18 protein-coding genes are annotated in these 17725 nt (G+C 64.4%); 10 read left to right on the top strand and 8 right to left on the bottom strand.

The window, feature by feature from the left end; all coding sequences use genetic code 11:
- The first annotated feature begins 56 nt into the window (after positions 1-56).
- The 5 genes from ABDB81_RS13020 to ABDB81_RS13000 all read left to right on the top strand — a co-directional run bounded on the left by ABDB81_RS13020 (position 57) and on the right by ABDB81_RS13000 (position 4676).
- A complete protein-coding gene (locus tag ABDB81_RS13020) occupies positions 57-983 on the top strand; it encodes an ion transporter (RefSeq protein WP_137923252.1) in 927 nt (308 codons plus the stop codon).
- Between the two features lie 36 nt (positions 984-1019).
- Positions 1020-2135, top strand: coding sequence for a glycolate oxidase subunit GlcE (glcE, locus tag ABDB81_RS13015; protein ID WP_346811423.1), 1116 nt, complete (start codon positions 1020-1022; stop codon positions 2133-2135).
- Between the two features lie 48 nt (positions 2136-2183).
- Positions 2184-3434, top strand: coding sequence for a glycolate oxidase subunit GlcF (gene glcF / locus ABDB81_RS13010; RefSeq protein WP_137923254.1), 1251 nt, complete (start codon positions 2184-2186; stop codon positions 3432-3434).
- A 142-nt stretch (positions 3435-3576) separates the two neighbouring features.
- The gene (locus tag ABDB81_RS13005) at positions 3577-3954 is read left to right on the top strand and encodes a CidA/LrgA family protein (RefSeq protein ID WP_137923255.1); all 378 of its coding nucleotides are present in this window, start codon (positions 3577-3579) and stop codon (positions 3952-3954) included.
- Positions 3951-4676 (top strand): LrgB family protein, encoded by a 726-nt coding sequence (locus tag ABDB81_RS13000; RefSeq protein WP_137923256.1) that lies wholly within the window; start codon positions 3951-3953, stop codon positions 4674-4676. Before ABDB81_RS13005 ends, ABDB81_RS13000 begins: the two co-directional genes overlap by 4 nt.
- 14 nt (positions 4677-4690) lie before the next feature.
- Here the strand turns inward: ABDB81_RS13000 and ABDB81_RS12995 are convergent, their stop codons facing one another.
- The 3 genes from ABDB81_RS12995 to ABDB81_RS12985 form a co-directional block, all read right to left on the bottom strand.
- Positions 4691-5185, bottom strand: a complete 495-nt coding sequence (locus ABDB81_RS12995; protein WP_346811462.1) for a glutathione peroxidase — start codon at positions 5183-5185, stop codon at positions 4691-4693.
- A gap of 95 nt (positions 5186-5280) precedes the next feature.
- The gene (locus tag ABDB81_RS12990; protein ID WP_137923257.1) at positions 5281-6420 is read right to left on the bottom strand and encodes a PilT/PilU family type 4a pilus ATPase; all 1140 of its coding nucleotides are present in this window, start codon (positions 6418-6420) and stop codon (positions 5281-5283) included.
- 133 nt (positions 6421-6553) lie between these two features.
- Positions 6554-7597 carry a type IV pilus twitching motility protein PilT gene (locus tag ABDB81_RS12985; protein ID WP_137923258.1) on the bottom strand — a complete coding sequence of 348 codons (1044 nt, stop codon included), beginning with the start codon at positions 7595-7597 and terminating at the stop codon, positions 6554-6556.
- 66 nt (positions 7598-7663) lie between these two features.
- Between ABDB81_RS12985 and ABDB81_RS12980 the strand changes: the two genes are divergently transcribed.
- Both ABDB81_RS12980 and proC read left to right on the top strand, forming a co-directional pair.
- Complete coding sequence (locus ABDB81_RS12980) at positions 7664-8353, top strand: YggS family pyridoxal phosphate-dependent enzyme (protein WP_137923259.1); 690 nt, start codon at positions 7664-7666, stop codon at positions 8351-8353.
- Positions 8354-8446: 93 nt separating this feature from the next.
- Complete coding sequence (gene proC / locus ABDB81_RS12975; protein WP_346811419.1) at positions 8447-9268, top strand: pyrroline-5-carboxylate reductase; 822 nt, start codon at positions 8447-8449, stop codon at positions 9266-9268.
- Positions 9269-9358: 90 nt separating this feature from the next.
- On the opposite strand, the gene ubiA is transcribed toward proC, so the two are convergent.
- The 5 genes from ubiA to recG form a co-directional block, all read right to left on the bottom strand.
- Positions 9359-10243, bottom strand: coding sequence for a 4-hydroxybenzoate octaprenyltransferase (gene ubiA, locus ABDB81_RS12970; RefSeq protein WP_160472939.1), 885 nt, complete (start codon positions 10241-10243; stop codon positions 9359-9361).
- Positions 10244-10339: 96 nt separating this feature from the next.
- Positions 10340-10825: a Dps family protein gene (locus ABDB81_RS12965; RefSeq protein WP_130389234.1), complete on the bottom strand. Its 486-nt coding sequence runs from the start codon at positions 10823-10825 to the stop codon at positions 10340-10342.
- 100 nt (positions 10826-10925) lie between these two features.
- Positions 10926-11126: a hypothetical protein gene (locus ABDB81_RS12960; RefSeq protein WP_160472940.1), complete on the bottom strand. Its 201-nt coding sequence runs from the start codon at positions 11124-11126 to the stop codon at positions 10926-10928.
- 214 nt (positions 11127-11340) lie between these two features.
- Positions 11341-12297: a LysR substrate-binding domain-containing protein gene (locus ABDB81_RS12955; RefSeq protein ID WP_137923263.1), complete on the bottom strand. Its 957-nt coding sequence runs from the start codon at positions 12295-12297 to the stop codon at positions 11341-11343.
- Between the two features lie 119 nt (positions 12298-12416).
- Positions 12417-14600, bottom strand: a complete 2184-nt coding sequence (recG, locus tag ABDB81_RS12950) for an ATP-dependent DNA helicase RecG (protein WP_346811416.1) — start codon at positions 14598-14600, stop codon at positions 12417-12419.
- Between the two features lie 170 nt (positions 14601-14770).
- On the opposite strand from recG, the gene queA reads away from it, so the two are divergent.
- From queA to yajC, 3 genes are all read left to right on the top strand, one after another.
- A complete protein-coding gene (gene queA, locus ABDB81_RS12945) occupies positions 14771-15859 on the top strand; it encodes a tRNA preQ1(34) S-adenosylmethionine ribosyltransferase-isomerase QueA (protein WP_346811414.1) in 1089 nt (362 codons plus the stop codon).
- A 4-nt stretch (positions 15860-15863) separates the two neighbouring features.
- Positions 15864-16994, top strand: a complete 1131-nt coding sequence (gene tgt, locus ABDB81_RS12940) for a tRNA guanosine(34) transglycosylase Tgt (protein WP_346811412.1) — start codon at positions 15864-15866, stop codon at positions 16992-16994.
- A 244-nt stretch (positions 16995-17238) separates the two neighbouring features.
- Positions 17239-17565, top strand: coding sequence for a preprotein translocase subunit YajC (yajC, locus tag ABDB81_RS12935; RefSeq protein WP_137923267.1), 327 nt, complete (start codon positions 17239-17241; stop codon positions 17563-17565).
- Positions 17566-17725 lie beyond the last annotated feature (160 nt).

The following is a 17725-nucleotide window of genomic DNA, read 5'->3' as shown; positions in this document are numbered from 1 at the left end:
GGGCAAGGTTGCGGGAAAGCGGCGTGCCGCGTGTTTCCGTTACCCAACCGTCCGATATGCCACAACGCAACCTCAACGCCCTCAACCGCCAACGTCTGGGCCAACCCGAATCGGGCTGGCGCCAGCGCTGGTACACGATCATCTTCGAAGCCGACACGCGCCAGGGTCGACTGTTCGATGTGGTTCTGCTCGTGGCCATCATGGCCAGCGTGGCCGTGGTGATGCTCGACAGCATCCCGAGGATCAACGCGCGCTTCGGCACGCTGTTCACGGTCCTCGAATGGATGTTCACGCTGCTGTTCACGGCCGAGTACATCATGCGGCTGTCCGTGGTGCGACGCCCGCTGCGCTATGTGTTCAGCTTCTACGGCATCATCGATTTCATCTCGATCATGCCCACGTGGGCCTCGTTCTTCGTGCCCGAACTGGCGTTCCTGATCGACGTGCGCCTGCTGCGCCTGATGCGCGTGTTCCGGATCCTCAAGCTCACCGTCTACTTTGAGGAAGCCGAGGTCCTGGCCCGGGCGCTGTCCAACAGCCGCCGCAAGATCTTCGTGTTCCTCGGCACGGTGTGCATCATCACCGTGATCCTCGGGACCGTGATGTACGTGGTGGAAGGGCCCGAGCATGGCTTCACCAGCATCCCGCTCAGCATGTACTGGGCCGTGGTCACGCTGACCACGACGGGCTTCGGCGATATCGTGCCGCGCACACCGATCGGCCAGTTCATCACGTCGCTGACCATCCTGCTGGGCTACGGGATCATTGCGTTCCCGACTGGCATCGTCGGCGCCGAGCTCGCCGCCAGCATCATCAAGCGGCCGTTGACCACCCGCTGCTGCGAGCATTGCCTGACCGAGGGGCACGAGCCCGACGCCAACTATTGCAAGCATTGCGGCACCGCGCTGCCCGAGTATCAGTCCGATTCGAAACTCGAGGGCGCACTCGACAACGCGCCGCCCCCGAAGCGGCCTCGGCGCTGATCCCCAAGCATTCCAATAACGATACCCACGCCCCTCATGCAAGCCACTCTCGACGCCACCCTCGGAGTCTTCCGCGATGCGATCCGCCAGGCCGGCGACAGCCGCACGCCGCTGCGCCTGCGCGGCAGCGGCAGCAAGGACTTCTATGGCCAGGCGCTGGCCGGCAACGTGCTCGACACCCGTGCATACCGCGGCATCGTCGAATACGACCCAGCCGAACTGGTGATCACGGCGCGCTGCGGCACGCCGCTGCGGGAGATCGAGGACGTGCTGGCCGAGCGGCGCCAGATGCTGGCTTTCGAGCCGCCCCACTTCGCCGCACGCGGACAAGCCAGCGAAGCCACGCTGGGCGGCGCGGTGGCCGCCGGGTTGTCGGGACCGCGCAGGCAGTCAGTGGGGGCGCTGCGCGATTTCGTGCTCGGCGCGCAACTGATGGATGGCCAGGGCGAGATCCTGAACTTCGGCGGACAGGTCATGAAAAACGTGGCCGGCTACGATGTCTCGCGGCTGCTGGCCGGATCGCTCGGTACGCTTGGCCTCATCACCGAGGTCTCGCTGAAGGTGCTGCCCGTGCCGTTCGACGATGCCACGCTGCGTTTTGTGATGTCGCAGGCCGACGCCATCGACCAGCTCAACAAATGGGGCGGCAAGCCGCTGCCGATTGCCGCCTCTGCGTGGCATGACGGCGTGCTGCATGTGCGATTGAGCGGTGCCACGGCAGCGGTCTGCGCGGCGCGCGACAGCCTGGGCGGCGAGGTGGTCGACAACAGCCACACCCAACTGCTGTGGTCTGCCTTGCGCGAGCAGACGCACCCGTTCTTCGGCCCGGCGCACGATGCCAACGCCGCGCTGTGGCGCATTGCCGTGCCCACTGTCACGCCGTCGCTGGACCTGCCGGGCGCGCAACTCGTGGAATGGGGCGGCGGCCAGCGCTGGTGGCTGGCGCCCGACGATAGTGCCGCTTCCGCTGACCATGTCCGCGCAGTGGCCCAGGCGGCGGGCGGACACGCCACGCTGTTCCGCAATGGCGACAAGTCAGTGGGCGTATTCACGCCACTGGCCACGCCACTCGCCGCGATCCACAAGCGACTCAAGGCCACGTTCGATCCGGCCGGCATCTTCAATCCGCAACGCATGTACAACGGCCTCTGATCCGGCGCAACACGTCAGACGCACAGGCCCATATAACGATCCCCCACCATGCAAACCACCCTGGCCGAATTCCTGCGCAACACGCCCGAGGGCGAAGAAGCCAAATCGATCGTCGGCAAATGCGTGCACTGCGGTTTCTGCACGGCCACCTGCCCCACCTACCAGTTGCTGGGCGACGAGCTGGACGGCCCGCGCGGCCGCATCTACCTGATGAAGCAGGTGCTCGAAGGCAATCCGGTGACCGAAAGCACGCGGCTGCATCTGGACCGCTGCCTGACCTGCCGCAATTGCGAATCGACCTGCCCTTCTGGCGTGACGTATGGCCGGCTGGTCGATATCGGCCGGCAGATCGTCGACGAGCGGCTGGAAGCCCAGGGTGTACAGCGTCCGCTGGGGCAGCGCGTGATGCGCTGGGCGTTGCGTGAAGGGCTGACGCGTCCGGCGCTGTTCGGCCCGGCGCTGAAGCTAGGGCAGCTGGTTCGTCCGATGCTGCCGCAGACCCTGCGCAACAAGGTGCCGGCGCATCCCACGGCACCCGGCACGTGGCCGCGCAACATCCACGCACGCAAGATGTTGTTGCTCGACGGTTGCGTGCAACCCGCGATGTCGCCCAACATCAATGCCGCCACGGCACGCGTGTTCGACAAGCTCGGCGTGGAATTGATCGTCGCGCCCCAGGCCGGCTGCTGTGGCGCAATCCGCTTCCACACGGGCGACCATCCGGGCGGCCTCGACAATATGCGCGCCAACATCGACGCATGGTGGCCGCAGATCGAAGCCGGCGCCGAGGCCATCGTCATGACGGCATCGGGCTGCGGTGCGATGGTCAAGGATTACGGCCACCTGCTGCGCGACGATCCCCAATACGCCGAGCGCGCTGCACGCGTATCGGCGCTGACGCGTGACCTTTCCGAACTGCTGCCAGCCTTCACCGACGACCTGCACAAGCTCGCCGGCGCCGTCCCGCGCGATGGCCGACGCGTGGCCTGGCATCCGCCCTGCACGCTGCAGCACGGCCAGCAGATCCGCGGCAACGTGGAAGCCCTGCTCACACGCCTCGGCGTGGACGTGCGCCTTTGCGCCGACAGCCACCTGTGCTGCGGCTCGGCCGGTACGTACTCGGTGCTGCAACCGGAACTGTCGTACAAGCTGCGCGATGACAAGCTGGCCAAGCTGCAGGCCACGGCGCCGGAATCGATCGTCACGGCGAACATTGGTTGCATCACGCACTTGCAGAGCGGGACGGAAACGCCGGTGATGCACTGGGTGGAATTGGTGGATCGGATGGTGACTGTGTGATTTTCCCTCTGGTTTTGCTCCCCTCTCCCGCGCGCGGGAGAGGGGAGCAAAACCGTGGGAGACGGGACACCTCATCGGAACCTTGCACGCATCTTGTACGGGAGTACCATGTCGGCAATTTTGGAAATCCCAAGTTGCCCCCATGCTTCAGACGTTTGCCATTCTGCTGGTCTTTCAGACCGTGGGAGAGGTGATCAGCTACGCGCTGCGCCTGCCCGTTCCTGGCCCCGTGATCGGGATGTTGCTGCTGTTCGGCTGGCTGGTGTTCGACAACCGGCTGTTGCCCGTGATCCAGGGTTCGGCCAATGAACTGCTGAAGCACCTGTCCCTGCTGTTCGTGCCCGCCGGTGTCGGCATCATGGTGCACGCCAACCGTATCAGCAGCGAATGGATGCCGATCATCATCGCGCTCGTTGTCTCCACCTGGGTGGCGATCGCGGTTACCGCGCTGGTCACGCGCGCGCTGATGCGCAAGCCGCCTGCCACCCCGACTGTGCCCAACGAGGGAGCGCAGCCATGATGTCTCCGCGCCTCAACGAAATCTGGGTCTATCTGGCAGCAAGCCCGCTGATCGGGCTGACCGCCACGCTGATCGCCTACGTCTTCGCGTTCCGCATCTATGAGCGCGCGCGATTCTCGCCACTGGCCAACCCCGTGATGATCTCGGTGGCACTGCTCGTCACCGTGCTGACCGTAACTGGCACGCCGTACAAGACGTATTTCGATGGCGCGCAGTTCGTCCACTTCCTGCTTGGACCCGCTACCGTTGCGCTGGCGGTGCCGCTCTATACCCAGTTGCCGAAGCTGCGCAGCAACGTGCTGCCGCTGTTGATCGGGCTGGTGGCGGGTTCGTTGGCGGCTGTCGTGTCGGCGGTGGGTGTGGCATATGCGCTGGGCGCGTCGCCAGAGGTCGTGCGATCGCTGGCGCCGAAGTCGGTGACGATTCCGATCGCGATGGGTGTGTCGGAGAAGATCGGCGGACTGCCTTCGCTGACCGCTGTGCTGGTGATGGCCACCGGCATCATCGGCGCGATCAGTGCCACGGGGTTGCTGAACCTGCTGCGCGTGCGCGACTACACAGTACGCGGCTTCGCCACGGGCGTGGCCGCGCATGGCATCGGCACGGCCCGCGCCTTCCAGGTCAGCCAGGAGGCCGGCGCGTTTGCCGCCCTCGGCATGGGACTCAACGGCGTGCTGACGGCCATCCTCGTTCCCGTGCTGGCCACGTTCATGCCGCGCTGAATCTCATCGTTCGATCAGGCGCCCGGGTCGGCAAGTAGCGATTCGATGTCGCCGCGAATCTCGTCGGGCTTCGTCGTTGGCGCGTAGCGCTTGAAGACCGTGCCGTCGCGGCGCAGCAGGAACTTGGTGAAGTTCCACTTGATGGCCTGCGTGCCGAGCAGGCCGGGCTTCTCGGCGGTCAGCCACTTGTAGAGCGGATGGGCGTCGCTTCCATTCACGTCGATCTTTCCGAACATCGGGAACGTGACGTGGAAACGCGACTCGCAGAACGCGCCGATCTGCTCCGCATCGCCCGGCTCCTGCTTGCCGAACTGGTTGCACGGAAAGCCCAGCACATCGAAACCCTTCGTCTGATACGTATCCTGCAACGTCTGCAGGCCCGCATACTGCGGCGTAAAACCGCACTCGCTGGCGGTATTGACGATCAGCAACACCTTGCCGCGAAACTCGTCGAGCGGCACCGGCTTGCCCGACAGCGAACTGGCTTCGAATTCGTAGACATTGGCCATCATGGGCTCCTCGGAATGTGAAACGGGTCAGGCCGAAGAATACTCCGCCTGACCCGTCCAGGGTGAAGGGTGAAGCTTGAACGCTGCCGTACTGGTCAGATAACGTTCAGATGCTCCGTACCTGCACCGAGATCGGTATCGCGATGGCGCGCACTGTGCAGCTTGATCATCAGCCGCAGGTCATTGAGCGAATCGGCGTTCTTGAGCGCATCCTCGTACGTGATCTTCTCAGCCTCGTAGAGCTCGAAGAGCGCCTGATCGAACGAGATCATGCCCTGCTCGCGGGATTTCTTGATGACCTCCTTGAGCTCGGCAATCTCGCCCTTGAAGATCAGGTCCGCCACCAGCGGCGTGCCAATCATGATTTCCACGGCCGGCACCCGGCCCTTGCGGCCCGCGCGCGGCAGCAGGCGCTGCGAGATCATCGCCTTGAGGTTCAGCGACAGGTCGATCAACAACTGGTGGCGCTTCTCCTCGGGGAAGAAGTTGACGATGCGGTCGATGGCCTGGTTGGCATTGTTCGCGTGCAGCGTGGCCAGGCACAGGTGGCCCGTTTCGGCATACTGCATTGCGTACTCCATCGTCTCGCGGTCGCGGATTTCGCCGATCAGGATCACGTCGGGCGCCTGACGCAGCGTATTCTTGAGCGCGATGTGCCACGACTCCGTATCGATACCGACCTCTCGCTGCGTCACGATGCAGTTCTGATGCGCGTGGACGTATTCGATCGGGTCTTCGATTGTGATGATGTGCCCGTACGAGTGCGCATTGCGGTGGTCGAGCATCGCCGCCAGTGAAGTGGACTTGCCCGAACCCGTTGCACCGGTCACGATCACAAGGCCGCGCTTGGACATCACGATGTCCTGCAGCGACTTCGGCAGGTCCAGATCGTCCACGGACGGGATCTGCGTGTTGATCGTCCGCACCACCATGCCGGCCCGGCCCTGCTGGATGAACGCCGACACACGGAAGCGGCCCGCGTTGGGCGCCGTGATCGCGAAATTGCACTCGCGCGACTCTTCGAACTCCCTCACCTGCCGCTCGTTCATGATCGAGCGCACCAGGCCCAGCGCCTGCGTCGGATTCAGCGGCTGCTGCGAGACCGGCGTGATCTTGCCATCCACCTTGATGGCCGGCGGGAATTCGGAGGTGATGAACAGGTCCGAGCCGCGGTTGTTCACCATCAGCTCAAGCAAGTCGTTGATGTACTTCGATGCGGATTCGCGGTCGAGCATAGTCACTCCGTTTCACTTGGAAACTGGTTCAGGAGGGAGCGTAGCGGTTCTGACCCAGGCGCGCGGCCGCAGACAGTACAAACAGTACGGCAAGGCCGCGCAACGACGCCAGAATCCTCCTGAAGCAGTTTCCTCAGCCCATGAAGGCGTCGGGGTTTTTGGCAATCGCCCGCGCATCGTTGTAGTTGATCGACCCGCGCTTGATCAGGTCACTCAGGCCCTGGTCCAGCGTCTGCATGCCCATGCCGCTGGAGGTCTGCATCATCGAATACATCTGCGCGATCTTGTTCTCGCGGATGAGGTGTCGGATGGCCGGCGTGGCGATCATGATCTCGTGCGCGGCAATCCGGCCGTTGCCATCGCGCGTCTTGAGCAATGTCTGCGAAATCACCGCTTCGAGCGATTCCGACAGCATGGTGCGGACCATGTCCTTTTCTTCGGGTGGGAACACGTCCACCACCCGGTCGATCGTCTTGGCAGCGGAGCTGGTGTGCAGCGTGGCAAAGACCAGGTGGCCCGTTTCGGCCGCGGTCAGTGCCAGCCGGATGGTTTCCAGATCGCGCAATTCACCCACCAGGATCACGTCCGGGTCTTCACGCAGTGCCGAGCGCAGTGCGTTGGCAAACGAGTGCGTGTGCGGACCCAGTTCGCGCTGGTTGATCAGGCTCTTCTTGGACTCGTGCACGAATTCGATCGGGTCCTCGACCGTGAGGATGTGGCCCATGTCGCTATCGTTGCGGTGATCCACCATTGCGGCCAGCGTGGTGGACTTTCCCGAGCCCGTAGGTCCGGTCACCAGCACCAGCCCGCGCGGCTTCATGCAGAGATCCGCGAACACCGCCGGTGCCCGGAGATCGTCGAGCGTGAGTACCTTCGACGGAATCGTCCGGAACACGGCGGCGGCGCCGCGCTGCGTGGTGTAGGCATTGACCCGGAAGCGGGACAGGCCAGAGATCTCGAACGAGAAGTCGATTTCCAGCCGTTCCTCGTACATCTTGCGCTGCACGTCGCTCATGATGTCGTACACCATGGCGTGCACATCCTTGTGCGTCATGGCTGCGACATTGATGCGGCGCATATCGCCGTGAATCCGCACCATCGGCGGCATGTCAGCCGAGAGGTGAAGATCGGAAGCCTTGTTCTTGACCGCGAAGGCCAGAAGCTGTGCGATGTCCATCTATAATGACCCCACCCTAAAAACCCGCTTATTGTTTTACTTCTTGATATATATGTTCGCCGGATTATGTCTGTAATCGCCGCCAACTTGCAAGCCGTGGAAAGTGACATCGCGGCGGCTGCACAACAGGCGGGAAGACCCGCTTCGGAAGTCGCCTTGCTGGCCGTTTCCAAGACCGTTCCGGTGGCCAGGATCCGCGAGGCATATGAGGCCGGACAGCGCGCGTTCGGCGAAAACTATGTACAGGAAGGCGTGGAAAAGATCGGGGCGCTGGACGATCTGCGCGGCGGCATTGTCTGGCATTTCATCGGACCGTTGCAAAGCAACAAGACCCGCGTGGTAGCCGAGCAGTTCGACTGGGTACATGCCATCGACCGGCTGAAGATTGCCGAGCGGCTCTCCGCCCAGCGGCCGGCCGGCCTGGCACCGCTGCAGGTCTGCATCCAGGTGAATATCAGCGGTGAAGACACCAAGAGCGGCGTGGCGCCCGATGAAGTGCCTGCGCTGGCCCAGGCCATCGCAGCCTTGCCGAATCTCCAACTGCGTGGGCTGATGGCAATTCCGGCGCAGGCGAACGATCCGGTGGCACAGCGCCGGCCGTTTGCCGATTTGCGCAGGTTGCTTGATCAACTACGCCAATCCGGGCTAAACGTGGACACGCTCTCGATGGGCATGTCTGCAGACATGGACGCGGCCATTGCCGAAGGCGCCACGCTCGTGCGCATCGGTACCGCAATTTTCGGCGCGCGGGGCTGACTGCCCCAACGGGTCCGCGCCGGCCCCCGAACCCATGACAAGAACGCCAGCCGATCCAGCCAATGGCGGCGCGCTGGCAGACCAGGAACTTTGATGCTCGATTCCCTCACCTTTGGCTTCCTTGGCGGCGGCAACATGGCCTCCGCGCTGATTGGCGGCCTGGTGGCCCGTGGCGTACCCGCCGGTTCGATCCGCGTGGTCGACCCCTCCGAAGACGCCCGCAAACGTCTGGCACAGGCGCCGGGCGTCCATGCACTGGCCGCTCCGGACGCCGCATTCGGCGCCAGCGACGTCATCGTGCTGGCCGTCAAGCCGCAGCAGTTCCGCGACGCCCTGGCTCCGCTGGAAGCCCTGCTGGGCGACAGCCTGATCATCAGCGTGGCGGCTGGCATCCGCCTGCAGGACATGGCCCGCTGGCTCGGCCGTACCCGTCTGGTGCGTGCCATGCCGAATACCCCGGCGCTGGCCGGCATGGGCATGACCGGACTGGCGGCCGCCCCGGGGCTGTCCGAGGCCGACCGCGCCATCGCAAGCGCCGTGGCCGAAGCCGTGGGCCAGTGTGTCTGGGTGGACGACGACGACCAGATCGACGCCGTCACGGCCATCTCAGGTAGCGGTCCGGCCTACGTGTTCTATTTCGTGGAAGCCATGGAGCGCGCGGCGCTTGAAATGGGACTCTCCGCCGAACAGGGCCGCCAGCTTGCGGTGGAAACCTTCCGTGGCGCAGCGGCGCTGGCCGCCGAGTCGCCCGAGCCTGTGTCGCTGCTGCGCGAGCGCGTGACGTCGAAGGGCGGCACGACCCACGCGGCGCTGACGGCGATGGATGCGAGCGGCATGAAGGAAGCGTTCGTGAAGGCGATGCACGCGGCTGCAGAGCGCGGCCGGGAGATGGGGGCGGAATTCGGGAAGGATTGAGCGCCCGATTCACTCTCTGTTTTCTCCCCTCTCCCGCACGCGGGAGAGGGGGGCCAAACCGGCGGGATAGGGAAAGCCAAGCGGAACGGGCTACTTGATCCAATACGCCCCAAACGTCCCCGCAAACACACAGGCTCCCAGCCAGTTGTTATGCCGGAACGCGGCGAAGCATTTCATGCGGTCACGCTCGCGGATCAGGGTGTAGTGATAGCCGGCGAGTACCGCCGCAGCCGCCAGCCCCGCGAAGTACGGCCAGCCCAGTTCCAGCAGCAGTCCAGCCCAAGCCATCAGGCCCAGGAACACCGCGTAGCAGATCATGATCGCGGCCACGTCAAAGCGTCCGAACGTAATGGCCGAAGTCTTCATACCGAGCAGCAGGTCGTCATCGCGATCGACCATCGCGTAAGCGGTGTCGTAGGCCACGGCCCAGAACACATTGGCTGCCAGCATCAGCCAGGCCACAAAAGGCACCTGGCCCTGGATAGCCGCGAACGCCATCGGGATACCGAAGCCGAACGCGATGCCCAGATAAGCCTGCGGGATGGCGAAGAAACGTTTGAAGAAGGGATAGGTGCCGGCCAGCACTGCCGCCACCACGGCCAGCCACTTGGTCAGCCCGTTCAGCGGCAGGATCAGCAGGAACGACACCACGGTGAGCACGCCCGCCACCATCAGGGCTTCCCAACTCGCGATCAGGCCGGCGGTCAGCGGTCGTTCCTTCGTGCGCTTCACATGGCGGTCGAAATCGCGGTCTGCCCAGTCGTTCATTGCGCAACCCGCCGAGCGCATCAGGAACGTACCGACGAAGAAAATCCAGAACATCTGCCACGAAGGCGGCCCCCCATCGGCCATCCACAGCGCCCACAGCGTGGGCCAGAGCAGCAGAAGCGTGCCGATGGGCTTGTCGATGCGCACCAGCCGCGCGTAAAGCGCGAGGCGGCTCGGGTGTCGGGGGGCGGCAGAGGGTTGGGACATGGCGGACTTCGTAGCAATCTGTAAAGCAAAAACGCGCCCCGGCATGGTTTGCCGGGGCGCGTCGTACCGGATCAACCGGTCACTGGCCGATGAGGATCAGGCCAGCAGCGAGCGCAGCATCCACGCGGTCTTCTCGTGCGTCTGCATGCGCTGGGTCAGCAGGTCGGCCGACGGCTCGTCGCCAGCAGCATCGATAGCCGGGAACAGCGAGCGCGCGGTGCGCACCACGGCTTCCTGGCCCTCCACGAGCTTGCGGATCATGTCCGTGGCTTCGGGCACGCCCTCTTCCTCGGCGATCGACGACAGCTTGGCAAACTCACGATACGTGCCCGGTGCCGGGTAGCCCAGCGCGCGGATACGTTCGGCGATGGAGTCGACGGCCAGCGCCAGCTCGGTGTACTGCGTCTCGAACATCGTATGCAGGGTGTTGAACATGGGACCCGTCACGTTCCAGTGGAAATTGTGGGTCTTGAGATAGAGGGTGTAGGTGTCAGCCAGCAGCTTGCTGAGCCCTTCCGCGATCTTCTTGCGGTCCTTGTCCGAAATACCAATATTCACGCTCATCTCATTCTTCTTTGCCATGGTGTTTCAGCTCCATTTTTTGTTCAAGCACGAGGATCGGCGTCCGCCGCCGGTTGCGAACATGATGGCGGACAAGACGGCGATCATTATCGCACCAGGATCACGCCGCGAGGAAGGTCAGACCCCGTGCCGCGTCGAGGAACATCGCCATTGCCCCCAGCGCGACAATCGCCATGCCGATCTCCTTGCGCACCACCTTGCGGCGCAGCCGGGCGGCATCGCCGGTGCGCGCCAGGCGCTGTTCAGTGGCCTGCGCCTGCAATTGCCGGAATTCGGAAACAAAAAGATCAACCATTGCCATGTTGTGCTCCCCATGCGGTCACTGGAGGTCTTGCGCCGCTGCAAGCAGCACCGCAAGACCCGATGGAATGGAGTGTATGCATCAACTACTAATGTGACTATTCGATAATTTAAAACTATTGAATAGGCTGGGGCTATGTTGGCCGGACGGCGTTGGCGGGAAATAAAAAACGGCAGGAGAACCCTGCCGTTGGCAATGGATTATCGAAAGGCTGTCAGGCCGCCACTGCCTCGACGGCGGACGCATCGGAGAGTCGGCGCACGCCGGACAGATCGCACGCGGCCACGGCGCGGGCCAGGGCCTCCATGGCCGGCAGACGCGTGAAACTCTTGCGCCATGCCAGAACCACGCGGCGGTCTGGCACCGGATCGGCAAACGGCACATAGGCCAGCAGGTCGTTACGCGGCTTCAGGTCCGGCACCGACGTGCGCGGCAGCACGGTGATACCCACGCCGCTGGCCACCATGTGGCGAATCGTCTCGAGCGACGATCCTTCGAACGTCTTCTGGATACCGTCGGCGGCCTGCGAGAAGCGCGACAGTTCCGGGCACACGCCCAGCACGTGATCGCGGAAGCAATGCCCGCTGCCAAGCAGCAGCATGGTCTGCTGCTTGAGCTCGTCAGGGTCCACCTTGGCCTGTTCGGCCAGGGCGTGCCCGCGCGGAACAGCCACCACGAACGGCTCGTCATAGAGCGGACGCACGGTCAAACCCGAATCCGGGAACGGCTCGGCCATGATCGCGCAATCGATCTCGCCCTGCTTGAGCAGTTCTATAAGCTTGTTCGTGTAATTCTCCTGCAGCATCAACGGCATTTGCGGCACGGTGTCGATCATCTGCTTGACCAGCGCCGGCAGCAGGTACGGCCCGATCGTGTAGATCACGCCCACGCGCAGCGGACCGGCCAGCGGATCCTTGCCCTGCTTGGCGATTTCGCGGATCGCCATGGTCTGCTCCAGCACACGCTGAGCCTGCGCCACAATCTGCTCGCCAATCGCCGTCACCGACACCTCGGAGGTGCCCCGCTCGAAGATCTGAACGGTCAGCTCGTCTTCCAGCTTCTTGATGGCGACTGACAACGTTGGCTGCGATACGAAGCACGCCTCGGCCGCACGGCCAAAATGGCGCTCGCGCGCAACGGCGACGATGTACTTCAGTTCGGTGAGCGTCATGATTAATCAATTCCGGTTAGGCGATAGATTTTAGCTTCGATTCCGCCGTCTGTCAGATCGACGAAGTAATGTCAGGCATACATCACTTCGCTGACGCATCAAACATTCCGCGAACAACGCTAGGCCTTCAGAAAGTCTTCCCGACCGCCAAGCCAGCGCGAGAGATGCGCCTCCACAGCCTCCGGGAACCGGGCGAGCATCAGCTCAGCAGCTTCCTGCGCGGGATCCACCAGCCAGGCATCGGTCTCCAAATCGGCAAACCGGAGCATGGCCTCCCCCGACTGGCGCGCGCCGAGGAACTCGCCGGGACCACGGATCTGCAGGTCGCGCCGCGCGATCTCGAAACCGTCGGTGGTCTCACGCATCGTGGCCAGCCGTTCCTTGGCCGTGGGCGACAACGGGGCCTGGTACATCAACAGACAGACGGATTCCGCACTGCCCCGCCCCACCCGGCCGCGCAACTGGTGCAACTGCGCCAGCCCGAAACGCTCGGCATGCTCTATGACCATTAGCGAGGCATTGGGTACGTCCACGCCCACCTCGATCACAGTGGTGGCGACCAGCACCTGCATGCGGTTCGCGCTGAAATCTTCCATCACCGCCGCCTTCTCGACGGGCGGCAGCCGGCCATGGACCAGCCCGACGCGCAGGTCGGGCAGCGCGGCCACCAGCGTTTCATACGTCTCCACGGCGGTCTGCAACTGCAACGCCTCGCTTTCCTCGATCAGCGGACAGACCCAGTAGACCTGCCGACCTTCGGCGGCGGCATGATGCACGCGCTCGATGACTTCATCGCGACGCGCATCGTTGACCAGCCGCGTGACGATCGGCGTGCGGCCCGGCGGCAGTTCGTCGATCACGGACACGTCGAGGTCCGCGTAGTAGGTCATCGCCAACGTCCGGGGGATCGGCGTGGCCGACATCATGAGTTGATGGGGCACCTTGTCCGATGGAGCCGTAGCATCGGCTGCCCCCGCCTTGCCGCGCAGCGCCAGCCGCTGCGCCACGCCAAAGCGGTGCTGTTCATCGACCACGGCCAGCCCCAGATTGGCAAAGCGCACGCCGTCCTGAATCAGTGCATGGGTGCCGATCACCAGCTTGGCTTCGCCCGATTCGGCCAGCGCCACGGCTTCGCGCTTCGCCTTCGCCTTGAGGCTGCCCGCCAGCCACGCCACAGGCACGCCCAGCGGCTCCAGCCATGCCGAGAGTTTGCGGTAGTGCTGTTCGGCCAGGATTTCCGTGGGTGCCATCAATGCGGCCTGATAACCGGCATCGATGGCCTGGCACGCGGCCAGTGCCGCCACGATGGTTTTGCCGCTGCCCACATCGCCTTGCAGGAGCCGATGCATCGGGTGCGGCAAGGTCATGTCGGCGGCGATCTCCTCCACCACGCGCTGCTGCGCGCCGGTCAGCTTGAACGGCAACGCGGCCAGGAAGCGGGTCAGCAGGCCATCCGCGCGACGCGGCATTGATGGCGCATTCTTCTCGCGCCGGGCCGCCTGCGAGCGGCGCAGCGATATCTGCTGGGCAAGCAGTTCGTCGAACTTGATGCGGATCCACGCCGGATGCGAGCGATCGGCCAGCGCGGCTTCGCTCTCCTGCGGCGGCGGGTTGTGCAGCAGCCGCAGGCAATCCATCAGTGGCGCCAGCTTCAGCGACGCCAGCGGGCCGCGCAGCACCGGTTGCGGCAATGTCTCGGGCATCGGCGTCCGAGACAGCGCGCCACCAATAGCCTTGCGAAGGTAGGCTTGCGAAATGCCGGCCGTGGCGGGGTAGACCGGCGTCAGGCGATCCGGCAGGGCCTCTTCGGCCACCACGGGGCGCACCGTCGGATGAACCATCTCGGCACCGAAGAAACCGCCACGGATCTCCCCGCGCACGCGCAGCCGCACGCCCTCGGCCATCTGTTTGGTCTGGCTGCCGTAGAAGTTCAGGAAGCGCAACGTGAGTTCGCCGGTGTCGTCGGCAATCTTGACCACGAGTTGCCGGCGCGGTCGAAATGTCACCTCGTTCGAGATCACATCGCCCTCGACCTGCGCCGCCAGCCCAAGCCCTGCGCGCCGGGTGGCCTCGCCGATGGTTTCCAGCGTGGTCTCGTCCTCGTAGCGCAGCGGCAGATGCAGGACGAGGTCGACGGGCCGGCGCAAGCCGAGCTTGGCCAGCCGGGCGGCGGCCGTGGACGGCTTGGCCGCGTTCGGCCCCGACCCATCCTTGGCTGGGGTGGACTTGCCACGCCGGGCCGGTTTGCCGGGGGCCTCAGCGTGTGCGGGTTCGTCGATCGGATCGTTGGCGGTGCCTGGCATCAGCGCGGGAATATGGAGATCACAAGCGGGGCGTGGGCAGCGCGGGGCGCCCAAGCCTTACAATATCGGATTCGCCGATTGTACCCATGCCATGCCGATGCCTGCGGCAGCACTCCGTCACGAGTGCCGCCCGCGCATCGTTTTGCGTGGCCGCGCCGCTTGTCAAACCCATGCTGACTCTGTCCGATTTCGATTTCCCGCTGCCGCCCGAACTGATCGCGCAGTCCGCCCTGCCCGACCGTAGCGCCAGCCGCCTGCTGGTGGTGGATCGGACAGCCCCGGAAGACACTGCCGACGCCGTGCGGATGGTGGATCGGGCATTCAGCGACATCCTCGAATACCTGCGTCCCGACGACCTGCTCGTCTTCAACGACACGCGCGTGATCAAGGCGCGCTTCTTCGGCCAGAAGCCCAGCGGCGGCCGGATCGAGGTGCTGGTCGAGCGCGTGGTGGATACCCACACCGTGCTGGCCCAGGTACGCGCCTCGAAGACACCCGCCGAAGGTAGCGAACTGCTGCTGGCCGACGATGCTTTCGCAGTGACCGTAGGCCCGCGCGTGGACCAGTTCTTCACGCTGCGCTTCCCCGAGCCTGCGCTCGACCTGATCGAGCGCTACGGCCGCCTGCCGCTGCCGCCGTACATCACGCACGACCCCGACGCCTACGACGAAACGCGCTACCAGACCGTGTACGCGAAAAATCCGGGCGCGGTGGCAGCACCCACCGCCGGGCTGCATTTCGACGATGCGCTGTTTGCACGCCTCGACGCGGCCGGTGTGCGCCGTGGCTTCTTGACGCTCCACGTCGGCGCGGGCACGTTCCAGCCCGTGCGCACCGAGAACCTGGCCGAGCACAAGATGCACTCGGAGTGGTTCTCGATCCCCCCCGAACTGGCCGAAGCCGTGCGCGAGACCCGCACGCGGGGCGGCCGCGTGATCGCCGTGGGCACCACGTCGCTGCGCGCGCTGGAATCGGCGGGCGCCGAAGACGGCACGCTGGCCGTGGCCCATGGCGACACCGATATCTTCATCACCCCCGGCTACCGTTTCCGTGTGGTCGACGCGCTGATCACGAACTTCCACCTGCCCAAATCCACCCTGCTGATGCTGGTGTCGGCGCTGGCTGGCGTGGAAGCCATCCGCGCCGCCTACCGCCACGCCGTGGAGGCCCGCTACCGCTTCTTCAGCTATGGCGACGCCATGCTGCTGACCGTGCGCGACCGCCAGAACGCTGCAACGCCCGCTGAATCCCAGGACTAAGAACATGCTCGATTTCGAACTGCTGACCACCGATGGCAACGCCCGCCGCGGCCGCGTCACCCTGAACCACGGCGTTGTGGAAACGCCGATCTTCATGCCCGTGGGCACCTACGGATCGGTCAAGGCGATGTCGCCGCTGGAGCTCAACGAGATCGGCTCCCAGATCATCCTGGGCAACACGTTCCACCTCTGGCTGCGTCCCGGCCTGGACGTGGTGGAAGCCCACGGCGGCCTGCACAAGTTCATCGGCTGGGACAAGCCGATCCTGACCGACTCAGGCGGCTTCCAGGTGTTTTCGCTCGGCGAACTGCGCAAGATCACCGAGGAGGGTGTCACGTTTGCGTCGCCGGTCAATGGTGACAAACTGTTCCTGTCGCCCGAGATCTCGATGCAGATCCAGCGCACGCTCAACTCGGACATCGTCATGCAGTTCGACGAATGCACGCCCTACGAGATCGACGGCCGCCCGGCCACGCACGAGGAAGCCGCGAAATCGATGCGCATGAGCCTGCGCTGGGCCAAGCGCTCGCGCGACGAATTCGAGTCGCTCGCCAATCCGAACGCGCTGTTCGGCATCGTGCAGGGCGGCATGTACGAAGACCTGCGCGACGAGTCGCTGGCCGGTCTGTCCGAGCTGGACTTCCACGGCTATGCCATCGGCGGCCTGTCGGTGGGCGAGCCCAAGGAAGACATGATGCGCGTGCTGGAGCACGTAGGTCCGCGCCTGCCGGCCAACAAGCCGCACTACCTGATGGGCGTGGGCACGCCGGAAGACCTGGTCGCAGGCGTGGCACATGGCGTGGACATGTTCGACTGCGTGATGCCGACGCGCAACGCGCGCAACGGCTGGCTGTTCACGCGCTTCGGTGACGTGAAGATCCGCAACGCCGCCCACCGAAACGATCCGCGCCCGCTCGACGAGCAGTGCGGCTGCTACACCTGCCGCAACTTCTCGCGTGCCTACCTGCATCACCTGCACCGCGTGGGCGAGATCCTCGGCGCACGGCTCAACACGATCCACAACCTGTATTACTACCTGGAACTGATGAGCGAAATGCGCACCGCCATCGAGGAACACCGCTTCGAGGCGTTCCGTCGCCAGTTCGCCGAGAACCGCGCGCGCGGCACCAAATAGCGTCCATGTATCCAAAACCAGACAGGTAGCGGAAAGCCCGGTAGAACTTTTCGCGGCCTGATGGTCGAATACCTGCCCGCCGAGCGGGTGGTCCTCCGGGAACGAGGTATTTCTGTCACGTACTTAAAGTACTTTCGGAGCACCCCGAGCAAACCCGGAATTCGCCCTAGAATGCCCAAGGCGGGACGACAACGGGTGATAGAATGCCCGATTCACTGAATGACCTTTGTGACGGAGAAGTAACGTGCTGATTTCGAACGCTTTTGCTCAGACCGCTGGCGCTGGCGGCGCCGCGGGTGGCCTGATGAGCTTCCTGCCGATCATCCTGATGTTCGCGGTGCTGTGGTTCATCATGATCCGCCCGCAGATGAAGCGGCAAAAGGAAGCCAAGGCCATGATGGAAGCACTGGCAAAGAACGACGAAGTCGTGACCGCCGGCGGCATCCTGGGTCGTGTAACCAAGGTCAACGAGAACTACGTGACGGTAGAAGTGGCGGAAGGCACGGAAATCACCGTGCAGAAGAACGCCGTGACCACCGTCCTGCCGAAAGGCACGCTGAAGTCGCTCTGATCCGGACTGCCTCAATCGTCTGATCCCGGCACGGTCTCCCACGGCAACCGCCGCGCGTGACCGCCCCCTGCGCAGCCGCCTGAACCAGCCCGCGGGTCCACCCGGACCCGGCCCGGAGCTGCCAGGCGGCTGTTTGCCAACCGGTCCGGCCGATCCGGCG

The sequence above is a fragment of the Cupriavidus sp. DL-D2 genome, assembly GCF_039710735.1.
In the GTDB taxonomy this organism is placed as follows: domain Bacteria; phylum Pseudomonadota; class Gammaproteobacteria; order Burkholderiales; family Burkholderiaceae; genus Cupriavidus.
Note: the sequence above shows the minus strand (reverse complement) of the source record. Positions and strands in the feature narration are given on the sequence as shown.

Excerpts from the sequence above, each read along its gene's own strand:
- ABDB81_RS13020 (WP_137923252.1), top strand. The coding sequence starts at position 57 with ATGCCACAACGCAACCTCAACGCCCTCAACCGCCAACGTCTGGGCCAA.
- glcE (WP_346811423.1), top strand. The coding sequence starts at position 1,020 with ATGCAAGCCACTCTCGACGCCACCCTCGGAGTCTTCCGCGATGCGATC.
- glcF (WP_137923254.1), top strand. The coding sequence starts at position 2,184 with ATGCAAACCACCCTGGCCGAATTCCTGCGCAACACGCCCGAGGGCGAA.
- ABDB81_RS13005 (WP_137923255.1), top strand. The coding sequence starts at position 3,577 with ATGCTTCAGACGTTTGCCATTCTGCTGGTCTTTCAGACCGTGGGAGAG.
- ABDB81_RS13000 (WP_137923256.1), top strand. The coding sequence starts at position 3,951 with ATGATGTCTCCGCGCCTCAACGAAATCTGGGTCTATCTGGCAGCAAGC.
- ABDB81_RS12995 (WP_346811462.1), bottom strand. The coding sequence starts at position 5,185 with ATGGCCAATGTCTACGAATTCGAAGCCAGTTCGCTGTCGGGCAAGCCG.
- ABDB81_RS12990 (WP_137923257.1), bottom strand. The coding sequence starts at position 6,420 with ATGCTCGACCGCGAATCCGCATCGAAGTACATCAACGACTTGCTTGAG.
- ABDB81_RS12985 (WP_137923258.1), bottom strand. The coding sequence starts at position 7,597 with ATGGACATCGCACAGCTTCTGGCCTTCGCGGTCAAGAACAAGGCTTCC.
- ABDB81_RS12980 (WP_137923259.1), top strand. The coding sequence starts at position 7,664 with ATGTCTGTAATCGCCGCCAACTTGCAAGCCGTGGAAAGTGACATCGCG.
- proC (WP_346811419.1), top strand. The coding sequence starts at position 8,447 with ATGCTCGATTCCCTCACCTTTGGCTTCCTTGGCGGCGGCAACATGGCC.
- ubiA (WP_160472939.1), bottom strand. The coding sequence starts at position 10,243 with ATGTCCCAACCCTCTGCCGCCCCCCGACACCCGAGCCGCCTCGCGCTT.
- ABDB81_RS12965 (WP_130389234.1), bottom strand. The coding sequence starts at position 10,825 with ATGGCAAAGAAGAATGAGATGAGCGTGAATATTGGTATTTCGGACAAG.
- ABDB81_RS12960 (WP_160472940.1), bottom strand. The coding sequence starts at position 11,126 with ATGGCAATGGTTGATCTTTTTGTTTCCGAATTCCGGCAATTGCAGGCG.
- ABDB81_RS12955 (WP_137923263.1), bottom strand. The coding sequence starts at position 12,297 with ATGACGCTCACCGAACTGAAGTACATCGTCGCCGTTGCGCGCGAGCGC.
- recG (WP_346811416.1), bottom strand. The coding sequence starts at position 14,600 with ATGCCAGGCACCGCCAACGATCCGATCGACGAACCCGCACACGCTGAG.
- queA (WP_346811414.1), top strand. The coding sequence starts at position 14,771 with ATGCTGACTCTGTCCGATTTCGATTTCCCGCTGCCGCCCGAACTGATC.
- tgt (WP_346811412.1), top strand. The coding sequence starts at position 15,864 with ATGCTCGATTTCGAACTGCTGACCACCGATGGCAACGCCCGCCGCGGC.